At 48.3% G+C, this 10,890-nt stretch carries 9 protein-coding genes and 1 pseudogene; all 10 read right to left on the bottom strand.

Annotated features, from left to right (window positions below; translation table 11 throughout):
- Positions 1–122 (bottom strand): GDP-mannose 4,6-dehydratase (locus NBA72_RS23905; protein ID WP_023253609.1); only part of this gene is annotated, 122 nt, incomplete at its 3' end.
- 47 nt (positions 123–169) lie between these two features.
- Positions 170–1,282, bottom strand: a complete 1,113-nt coding sequence (locus tag NBA72_RS23900; protein ID WP_020898978.1) for a glycosyltransferase family 4 protein — start codon at positions 1,280–1,282, stop codon at positions 170–172.
- Positions 1,283–1,330: 48 nt separating this feature from the next.
- Positions 1,331–2,350 carry a UDP-glucose 4-epimerase GalE gene (gene galE / locus NBA72_RS23895; RefSeq protein ID WP_024145501.1) on the bottom strand — a complete coding sequence of 340 codons (1,020 nt, stop codon included), beginning with the start codon at positions 2,348–2,350 and terminating at the stop codon, positions 1,331–1,333.
- Positions 2,351–2,681: 331 nt separating this feature from the next.
- Positions 2,682–3,575 (bottom strand): GalU regulator GalF, encoded by an 894-nt coding sequence (gene galF / locus NBA72_RS23890; RefSeq protein ID WP_000981469.1) that lies wholly within the window; start codon positions 3,573–3,575, stop codon positions 2,682–2,684.
- A gap of 177 nt (positions 3,576–3,752) precedes the next feature.
- Positions 3,753–5,156 (bottom strand): colanic acid biosynthesis protein WcaM, encoded by a 1,404-nt coding sequence (gene wcaM / locus NBA72_RS23885; protein ID WP_064043855.1) that lies wholly within the window; start codon positions 5,154–5,156, stop codon positions 3,753–3,755.
- Positions 5,157–5,166: 10 nt separating this feature from the next.
- Positions 5,167–6,387, bottom strand: a complete 1,221-nt coding sequence (gene wcaL, locus NBA72_RS23880; protein WP_064043856.1) for a colanic acid biosynthesis glycosyltransferase WcaL — start codon at positions 6,385–6,387, stop codon at positions 5,167–5,169.
- On the bottom strand, positions 6,384–7,664 hold the full coding sequence (gene wcaK / locus NBA72_RS23875; RefSeq protein WP_000770901.1) for a colanic acid biosynthesis pyruvyl transferase WcaK: 1,281 nt from the start codon (positions 7,662–7,664) through the stop codon (positions 6,384–6,386). Before wcaK ends, wcaL begins: the two co-directional genes overlap by 4 nt.
- 21 nt (positions 7,665–7,685) lie before the next feature.
- Positions 7,686–9,164, bottom strand: coding sequence for a colanic acid undecaprenyl disphosphate flippase WzxC (gene wzxC, locus NBA72_RS23870; protein WP_064043857.1), 1,479 nt, complete (start codon positions 9,162–9,164; stop codon positions 7,686–7,688).
- Positions 9,165–9,265: 101 nt separating this feature from the next.
- Positions 9,266–10,660 (bottom strand): undecaprenyl-phosphate glucose phosphotransferase, encoded by a 1,395-nt coding sequence (gene wcaJ / locus NBA72_RS23865; RefSeq protein ID WP_000183163.1) that lies wholly within the window; start codon positions 10,658–10,660, stop codon positions 9,266–9,268.
- 53 nt (positions 10,661–10,713) lie between these two features.
- Positions 10,714–10,890 (bottom strand): annotated as a pseudogene (locus tag NBA72_RS23860) (phosphomannomutase CpsG); the annotation flags it as partial.

Raw genomic sequence — 10,890 nt, 5'->3', positions numbered from 1 at the left:
GTATTAAACGATGACGCGCGGCGCTTGATACCATGCACCTCATACCCTTTTTCCAGCAGAAATTCTGCCAGGTAAGATCCATCCTGTCCGGTTACGCCAGTAATAAGAGCGACTTTATTCATAGTAATTCCTAATACATATAAATTTAATTTAAAGTAGGTATATTAAGTTAAGACAATAATATAGTAATTATTTTCTTATTGGTAATTCGGGTGTCAAATTTTTCTTTAGCTATCCTGGCACTTTCTTTACCACAGTCGCGAATCAATTCTTTAGATAAAATAAATTTTTCCATCGCCTCTGCAAGAGCATCGCTAGACCACCGTTGTATTAAAAAACCATTAGAATTATTAACAACAGTATCTCTACATCCAGGAACATCGGTAGTTATTACAGCTCTTCCTATAGCCATAGCCTCCTGTGTACTTCGAGGAAATCCTTCTCTATAAGAAGGTAAAACGAAAACACTGCTCTTACTTAACCAATGAGAAACATCATTCACATATCCTACATAGTTAATTATTTCTTCTTTAATAATTGTATCAAGTTCATTTTGTTTTAGACTACCAGGGTTTGCTGGATCAATATTACCCAGCACATTAAACGTCACCCCTTCAAATCTTTCTTTTATATTTTTAGCAGCAGCGATAAATTCATAAATCCCCTTTTCTCTGAGCAATCGGCCAATGAAAATAAAAGAAATTGGTTCAAGTGGTGCTGGTGAATACTTGTAATGCTCTAAATTTATTCCAATACCCCCCAATACATATACTTTTCTATCTTCTATACAACCAGCGTTAAGTAAATCATTCCTATCATCTTCATTAAGTACAATAAGTGTATTAATTTTCTTAAAAGCTATTCTATAGAGCAGAATCTGTATTCTTTTTAGGATTTTTGTCTTTTGGGGAATCCCAGATGGTTGTTCGGTAAATAAAAAACCTAACCCTTCAAGCATCGCGATAATCTTATGAACACCAGCATAATATGCGGCAAGCGATCCCCAAATACAAGGCTTAGTAAAATAAGAAAAAACGATGTCTGGTGTTATTTTTTTTATTAGCTTATATAAAAAAATAAAATTAACAAAATCCTTGAAGGGATTAATTCCTGAGCGACTTATTGTATAATCTATCGGTACGACACCGATATCAATCAATGTCTGCTTCGATTTGTAATCATAATCAACAGATAACGCATATACTTCATGTCCTGCGCTAACTAAATCTTTAAGTAATTCATATCTGAATCCTAATAAAGATTGCACCGTAGTACCAATCATTAATATTTTCATATTCTTTTTATAAAATTCCGGTTACGATACTAATTATTAAACTCTATAACCATTTGGATTGTGTGATTGCCAGTTCCAAACATCTTGCAACATATCCTCTATTCCATATTTTGCCTCCCACCCCAGGAGGTTTCTGGCTTTTTCAGTATCAGCCCAAGATTTGTCTAAATCACCATTTCTTCGTGCGACAATATTATAGGGAATCTCTTTTTTAGTGACGAGCTCAAAAGCTTTAATGATTTGCAAAACACTATATGCTCGACCTGACCCCAAATTAAAAACATCATAACCTACTTTTGTTGATAACATGTATTCTAATGTCTTGACATGTCCTTCAGCTAAATCATCTACATGTATATAATCTCGCATGCCAGTGCCATCAATTGTGTCATAATCACCACCATATACATTTAAATATTTAAGTTTTCCAGTGGCAACTTGTGATATATATGGAATGAGGTTATTTGGTATTCCATTAGGATCTTCCCCAATCATACCTGATTTATGAGCACCAGTAGGATTAAAATAACGAAGACTTACTGCGGAAAATAACTCATTAGACTTACAAAAATCCTGCAGAATAATCTCACTAAAATATTTTGATGTTCCATAGGGATTTGTAGTCCCCCCAATTGTATCGTTCTCTTTATTTGGAACAATCGAAGAACAACCATATACGGTAGCAGACGAACTAAAAATCAAATTATTTACATTTGCACTTTGCATTGCAGCCAGTAGAGTCAAGGTACCTGTGATATTATTATCATAATAAACCAATGGTTTTTCAACAGACTCACTTACTGATTTTAATGCTGCAAAATGTATTACTGCTTCTATCGAATAATTATTAAACACTTCATCCAGGCAATGTCGTTCTTTTATATCACTTTTTATAAATTTTATTTTTTTATTGGTTAAATTCTCAACACGCCTAATCGACTCATAAGAGGAATTACTTAAATTATCAATAACAATAATGTCGTGCCCTTTGGCAATAAGCGCTAAACAAGTATGCGATCCTATATAACCAGCTCCACCAGTGACTAATATCATCATCCGCACCTTTCAATTAAAAATTGAAATACACGCTACCGCCCCTGGCTCATCAGCTACCAGTGCACTGCGTACATATCGACTTGTTACAAACCTCGCCCAGCAGGGCAAAGCTCACTAAAACTTAAACGCTAATTGTCTTATTAATTGCATCCGGAAACAAGGATTAATCTTATAAAATCAGCATTAAAATGCTCCAGATAACCCCTTGTTACTTAAGCCCTTTATACAAAACTAAAACGGCAGTCAACACTCGTTTCAGCCAACTTGCCGCTTCGAATGTTCACTGCCGTTATTATGTTTATCACCAACCATTTATCACGGTTGTTAATACTTATTCATGCAGAAGCTGCTCTATGCTCTTACGGAACTTCGCTCCTTCTTTCAGGTTGCGCAGCCCGTACTTCACAAATGCCTGCATGTAGCCCATTTTTTTACCGCAGTCATAGCTGTCACCCGTCATTAGCATCGCGTCAACCGACTGTTTTTTCGCCAGCTCAGCAATGGCATCGGTGAGCTGGATGCGGCCCCAGGCGCCCGGTTCGGTTCTTTCCAGTTCCGCCCAGATATCGGCTGAAAGCACATAACGGCCTACCGCCATCAAATCGGAATCCAGCGTCTGCGGCTGATCCGGTTTTTCGATAAACTCCACAATCCGGCTGACTTTGCCTTCATTATCCAGAGGTTCTTTCGTCTGGATAACGGAATACTCCGATAAATCACCTTTCATGCGCTTCGCCAGCACCTGGCTGCGACCCGTTTCATTGAAACGCGCCACCATCGCCGCAAGGTTATAGCGCAGCGGATCGGCGGTAGCATCATCAATAATAATATCCGGGAGTACCACAATGAAAGGGTTATCGCCCACGACCGGACGCGCGCACAGAATAGAATGCCCCAGCCCTAACGGCTGCGCCTGGCGAACGTTCATAATCGTCACGCCCGGTGGGCAGATAGATTGCACTTCCGCCAAAAGCTGACGCTTAACGCGCTGTTCAAGAAGTGATTCAAGTTCATAAGAGGTGTCGAAGTGGTTCTCAACGGCGTTTTTGGACGCGTGAGTCACCAGTACGATTTCTTTGATCCCTGCAGCCACAATCTCATCGACAATGTACTGAATCATCGGTTTGTCGACGATCGGTAGCATCTCTTTTGGGATTGCCTTGGTGGCAGGCAACATATGCATACCCAAACCCGCTACCGGTATAACTGCTTTCAAATTCATCATTGTTTCTTCCACCTGTAAAATGGTTGCTGAATTATAGCTCTTTAGCTTGTTTTCGCCAGCATGAATTACTCTGCTGCCAGGGATAATGATGGCACGCTCTACATTACGTCTTAGTCGGCACCATAACATTAAGTATGAACAACTTTTTCCCAGGAATTTTCGTAAAAATAACGGTACTTACCCTCCCCGCTTCGGCAGCGGAAAATTCACTGCTTCGACATTCACGGTTTGGTGATTAATCCTGTCGATATCCACGGAACTCTGCCCGTTTTCATTGATGGCATGAACATTAGCGAGAGAAAGCAGCGTGTCCTGGCGGGCCATAAATTGACCACGGACATCTTTACGCAAATCGAAATGCATTTTTAACGCCGGGCCAATCGCTGAAGTTTGCATCACGTTGATATTACGCAGAAAAAGGTGCTGCGGTTGATTATGCAGTTCCAGCGTAGCACGCGTCATCCGTACATTGGTGATGGCGACAAAAGAGGGGGCGTTGCCAGAGGAGATTTGGATGCCGCGTAATTTATAAACAAGCTGGCTATTATCCAACCGAATAGCGTTTAATTTAAAGTTTTGCGGAATTGACAGGTATTTTCCTTTAACGACGCCATAGCCGATGAGCATCCCGGCACTATTCGTCATATCAATATTATCAATGACGAAATTATCACAGCCATAAATTGCGATCGTTGCGTTATCAATACCCGCCTTTTTACTGAAATCGGGCGTGATGTTTTTGGCTTTGACATTGCGAATGACGAAATGTTTGCCATTTTCTACGTGCACAAGCTGTCGGCAATCAGATCCGGTAATATTGGCCACCACAAAGTTTTTTACTGCCTGGTCTTCAGGATAACTGTTGTCATAGGTGCTACCCGCCAGCCCGATGCCGATCCCCCAGTTGATTTTGCCATTGGTACAATCAATGCGTTCGATGACATGATCGGAAATCAGGATGTCGCGGTCGTGAATCGCGACATTCCACTCAATGGCGTCCCCCTGCAAATCGCTAAAGCGGCTATGCGTAATCCGCGCGCCGTCCATTTGGTTATGAAATCCCTGGCGGAGAATGGCGTAGTTGGCGTGGGTAACAGTGATGTCATCGATAATGAGATTACGCATCACCTGCGGTTCCTTACCGCCGATGAAAATTTGCGCGACGGGGCCAAAGCCGCTCATCGTCACGCCTTTAATCACACAGTCCGACCCGCGAACATCCAGCGTCACATTGTGCAGACTGCCGCCCTGCGCCCCCACCACCTGACACCCGTCCAGCAAAATAAACCGTCCCCGGCCATTCCCACGCACCGCGCCCTGTATCCGCAGCGTTTTTCCCGCCGGAATCGTTATCGCCGCATTGATATTTTCACACACCCATCCTGGCGGTACGACTACAGTCTGCCCGTCGCCGAAGGCCTGTTTGAACGAGGCGATACCGTCATCCGCCGGATAATCCATAATATCGACGGTCTGGCGAGGTTCACGCGCCTGTACCGGCAAGGCGCGTAGAAAAGGGAGAACAGCAAGCGCGGAACCTGCCGTCAGGAGGGTACGTCGGGAGAATTTAGTCGTGGGCATACCACCTCGTTTATATCGTTTGTAGCAGGCTGGCTAACTGGCGATTAATCACCTGCTGATTAAAATCTTGCGCCACTTTTTCACGGGCGCGCGTGATCACCGACTCCAGCGTGTCGTGGTCAATCCGGCTGAACTCAGCGAGTCGGGCCGCCAGCGCCTGCGCATCGTTTTCCGGCACCAGCCAGCCGGATTTGCCGGCCTCCACCAGTTCCGGAATACCGCTATGCACGGTAGATACCACGGGAATCCCTACCGCCATTGCCTCCATCAGCGCCACCGGAATACCTTCCATATCGCCATCCGTACCGGTAATCGACGGCAGCAAAAAAACATCGGCGTCATCCAGCATCGCCTTCACTTCATGGCTCGGTTTAAACCCCGGCATCTCAATGACATCGTCTAGCTGATACTGCTCAATGAGCGTGCGCAGCCGACGTTCCCACGGGCCAATCCCCAGAATGCGGTAGCGAAACGCCACGCCCTGCGCTTTCAGTTGCCGACAGGCTTCAATCGCCACATGCAGGCCTTTTTTCTCGGTCAGGCGCGCGACGGAAATCATCTCCAGCGGCATCCCTGGCGCTTTCACCGGACGATGGGAAAAACGCGTCATGTCGACGCCCATGCGCGAAACGGCAATCTTTTCCGGCGGGCAGCCCATACTTTTCAGGCGACCGGCCCACAGATCGCTGATGGGCAGCATCAGATCGCCATGACGAAACAACTGCTGATACTCCGGCGTGTAATGACTGAGCACCTCGTGACTGGAGATATCAATCCCGTGGAAAATAGTCGCGATTTTGCCGCGAAGCACGCCCAGTTCGCGTAGTTTGGCCGCCGTCACGCCCGCCGGACCAAAGTGCGCGATGAACACATCCGCCACAAAAGGCTGGCTCACCTGCGCGCAAATCGCAGAAAGGATCAAATTGCGTGATTCATCGCCATAGCGGGTAAAATTGAGCGCTTTCCAGGTCGCCGCCCGATGCAGCCCCGGCAGCGTTTTACATGCCCGGTAGCGCAGTTTCGCCAGCCGTCCCTGAGGCTCATCCTGTAACCAGCGGGTTTTCGCCGCCAGGCCATACTTCTCCCAGGCGGCGTGAGTATGTTGGGTATCGCCTTTTTGTAACGCGACAATCTCCACCTCATGGCCCATATCAATAAACGCAGTAATCTGATTCAGCACAAAGGTTTCCGATGAGAGTGGAAATTTCAGCAGAAAAAAGCTGACTTTCATTGCGCCTCCCGAATTCTGTCGAGAACGGATTTGATCATCGTGAACCCTTTCGCCCGCTCCTCGGTGACGGCGTTAGCCACTTTTGCCTTTAGCGCAGGCAATTGATTGAGCGTATCGGCCACCACGCTTTGTAATGAACCGTTCAGCAAGTGACGGATATCGATGGCCAATTCCGCCAGGCCTAGCTGCTGCATAATCCCGGCGGATTTATGTTCATAATTAATGGCGATGGCGGGTGTGCCAAAATTCATGGAGATAATGGCGGAATGCAGGCGCGTCCCGATGGTCAGTACGCAGGATGCGAGGATCTTTCCGATTTCCACATCATTGAGTTCGTCCATCGCGATATGGAAATGCTCTGAGTCGTTTACATACTTCGCCATCCGTAACGCAACCATCCGGTCATCGCGGTTATAGCGATCGATACTGGTGCAGGTCGACAGCGCCAGTACCTGATAACCGTCCGCAATCAGGCGATTCACGACCTGGGCAAATGCCTGCTCATAGGCCTGCTGAGTGGTGCCCAGGCGTTTATCAAACGGCTCCAGATCGCGCAACGTAATCGCGACGGTTTTGCGGCGCGCGGTGACGTCCAGCCAGTGCTGCACAGCATAACTGGCGACAAACTCGTCGTGACGGCGTTCGACTAACCAGGCAGTATCCACCCCCTGCTCCACTTTCCGGGTATCGATCTGCGCGGCGGTCATCAGATCGCGGCTGACGGTTTCACGCAGGATCAGCGCACTGGTGCGCCCAAAAACATAATTGGCGAGCTGGTTAAAGTCAGGGTTCTGGAAAGGGCCGACGCTATGTCCCACCATATAAATTGGTTTGTTCGCCATAAACGCGCACAGCGGATATTCAAAGTGAGTCAAACCGTATAAGTCGACATAGTTTGAACCGCCCACCTGAATGACGGCGTCATACTGCGCAATAAATTGTGCGAATTCGGCAAATTCCGGCGCGATAGCAAAATTACGCAGCGATCCTTCCTGGGCGACTTTAGACAATAAAATTTTATGCTGAAAACGACGGCGTAATACTTTTTTCACCCGACCGTTAAGTCCTGCCGCCGCCTGCTGTTTCTGACTTAACTGATACAGCGGGTCGGCAATAATCGGGCGCCCCTGCAACCAGGCGGAACTCACCGGGAAACGGCTCATCACATCCATCTCCGCCTCTGGCGCCTGTTGACGGATGGCATCAAGCAAACCGCGCATAATGGCGCTATCACCACGGTTGCCGCATGTGTGGTTGCCTAAAATTAATAATTTCATAAATAGCCTCTTATATCCCCGTCATCCGACACGTAATAACTTTTTTATTTTTGCACTGCCAACAAGCTGATTTTTAATTTCCATCACCAGCGCATTGCGTGAAAAAATAATCATTAAAATAAAACTCAAAATACCGACCATAACCTGTAGTGCGAATACCCCTGACAACGGTAAATAGCCGTCGACTAACTTTCCTGCGCCGTAGCTGGTAATAAATGTTGGCAATGAGAGATAAAACGGTAGCCACAGGCTGAGAATATACTGACGATAGCTGGAGCCGAGTACCGGCTTAATCATCACGAAATAGCTCAGAATGGTGTTGATGATTTGCACCACCAGGAACCCCAGCGTCACGCCAATCGCCCCCGCCAGATGGCCGCCAATGAGAATTGCCGGGATAAACAGAAACGTTTTAAAGATGTTGAACTTAAAGCTGATATCCACGCGCGCTTTCGCCATCAGCAGCGAACCAATCGGGTTGCCGACCGAGCGCAACAGCCCCACCACGCACAGCAATTGCAGGATCGGGATAATGCTGTTCCACTTCTCGCCAAACACTAACGGCACAAAATTGTTCGCCACTACCATCAGACCCAGCAGCGCGGGAAAATTGATAATTCCCACCACGGAAAGCAACTTATAGAAGTTGACGCGCAGCTTCTCGGTATCGTCCTGGATTTTGGCGAATGCCGGAAATAGCACGCGAGTAATGATGGGGTTAAGCTTCGCCGGCGGCACAACCGCCACGTTGTACGCGAGGTTATATCCCCCGGCGACGCTTGCGCCGAGAATTCTCGCCAGTACCAGCGTCGATAAATTCGTGTTGATGTAATTGACGATACTGTCCGCCGTCAGCCACGCGCCAAAACGCAGGTTCGTGGACACCGATGCCAGCGAAAAATGCAGCCCCGGACGGTAAATCTTGCGGCCAAAGTAACCAAACAGCAGCGTTCGCACCGCGCTGTTCACCAGATAGCCGAGAATCGCGGTTAACGCCAGCGGCCAGTAATGGGCGCTAATCACCGTAAAGGTGAACCCCGCCAGCACGGAGGTCGTTTCGATCATGCCGATCTTATTGAACTCCAGCTCTTTTTGCATCAGCGCACGGAACTGCTGCCCGTGAGGAATCACGATAAACGCCAGCGACAACGTTTTGATTAACGGCGCGAGATCCGGGTTATGCAAAACATGGGCAATCGCATCGCTCAGCCAAAAGACCACCGCAAATACCACAATCCCAAGCCCAACGTTTAGCCAGTAGAGCGTGGTCAGCTCCAGATGCCCAATCGTTTTACGCTGGATAATCGAGTTCGCGATGCCAAAGTCCGAGATCGTGTCGGCCAGCGCGATAATCACCAGCGAGACGGTCAACAGGCCAAACTGGTGGTTGTCGATGATCCGCGCCAGCACCGTCATCTGAATTAACCCCAGACCGATAATCACTATCGTGGCGATAGCCGACCATTTAGCGCCGCTGATCGTTTTTTGTCGTAAACTCATTCTTTTCTCCAGAACCTGTTCACAAGGCGTCATTGGCGCAGCCAGATTGAGCACTGACCTGGTTCAATATGGCAAGTAAAATAGCCTTGTGGGTCAGGTTCTTAATACGCCGCTTTATTAACAAACCCTTTAAAAATAGTCAGAAAAACGATTTTGATATCGAACCAAATACTCCATTCGCGGATGTATTCCAGGTCGAACTCCACGCGTTTTTCCATTTTCTCCAGCGTATCGGTCTCACCGCGCCAGCCATTAATTTGCGCCCAGCCGGTGATGCCCGGTTTCATCTTGTGGCGTAGCATGTAACCTTCAATCAACTGACGATACTGTTCGTTATGCGCCACCGCGTGCGGGCGAGGACCGACGATAGACATCCCGCCGGTTAATACGTTGATAAACTGCGGTAATTCATCCAGCGAGGTACGACGCAAAAAGTTGCCTACCCGGGTAACGCGCGGATCGTTTTGCGTCGCCTGGGTAACGACCTTATCGTTCTCCATCACCTTCATTGAGCGGAACTTCCAGACTTTGATCGGCTTGCCGTCCATCCCGTAGCGCGTCTGACGGAAAATCACCGGCCCGGGCGAGCTCAATTTGACCGCCAGCGCAATGCAGCACAGTACCGGTGAGATGAGCAGCAGAATCAGCGACGCCAGCACGATATCCTCTGCCCGTTTAAGCAGACGGTTAATCCCTGATAGCGGCGTGTCATATAGCGGAACGACCGGAACGCCGCTCATCTCCTCCACGCGCGAGTGGAGAATATTAAAGGTGAACACATCGGGAATAAGGATCACCGAGCAGGTGGTGTCGGCCAGCTCGCGCACCAGTTTTTTCACCATGGCGCCGTCGCTCATTGACATGGCGATATAAACATTGTGAATTCGCGAGGCTTTCGCATCGTCAATTAACTGCTCAAAGTTCCCGGCCCAGTCAGCAGAGACGCCGCCCGGTTTGGGATCGTGATAGACGCCCACCACCTCAAAACCCAGCCACGGCTCATTACGGAAGCTATCCAGCAACGCCTGGCCCGCAGGCAAATCTCCGGCGACGGCGACCCGGCGAGTGTTATAACCACGATTGCGTAGCCAGCCCGCGCCGAAACGAATAAATGAACGGCATAACACTAAGCCCAGGCTGGACAGCGCATACCAGGCCAGCCAGGTGGCGAGGCGGTTGTCAAAGTCATCATTAAACGCCACCAGACCGGCGCTGAAGATCAGGCTCAGCGTCCAGTTTTGCAGTAACAGCGTTAACTCTGTCGACATTTTGACGCCGCGCCAGGAGCGATAAAAATCGGTCATCCCGCCCAGCATTTGAAAAACAACCAGCGTAATCAGCGCCACCAACAGGTGCATGTACAGGAATGGCAGTCCACTGACTTCACAGATGAACCACAGCCCGCCAAACATGATGGTGATATCTGAAAAGCGTTGCACCATAGAGATTAACGATGCATTGGTTTTGGCTCGTTCGCGCTTTTTTAGATTTGTCATCGTTGTTCCTGTGTTTGGCCCCTTACCCGCAGGCGGTAAGGGGAGATCTGACGTTACTGATTCAGCAGCGCCAGCAGAGTGCGTGTTCGCGCTTCCATCAGCGGAATATCGCCGCGTGATTCCACATTCAGGCGCACCACCGGTTCGGTGTTCGACGAGCGCAGGTTGAAACGCCAGTCCGGGAATGACATGCTGAGGCCGTCCGTGCGGTCCACCGCCTGCGCCTCTTC

Source organism: Salmonella sp. NW1250 (genome assembly GCF_051812965.1).
Lineage (GTDB): Bacteria > Pseudomonadota > Gammaproteobacteria > Enterobacterales > Enterobacteriaceae > Salmonella > Salmonella enterica.
The sequence above is the reverse complement of the archived record's forward strand: the minus strand, read 5'-3'. Positions and strand labels throughout refer to the sequence as shown.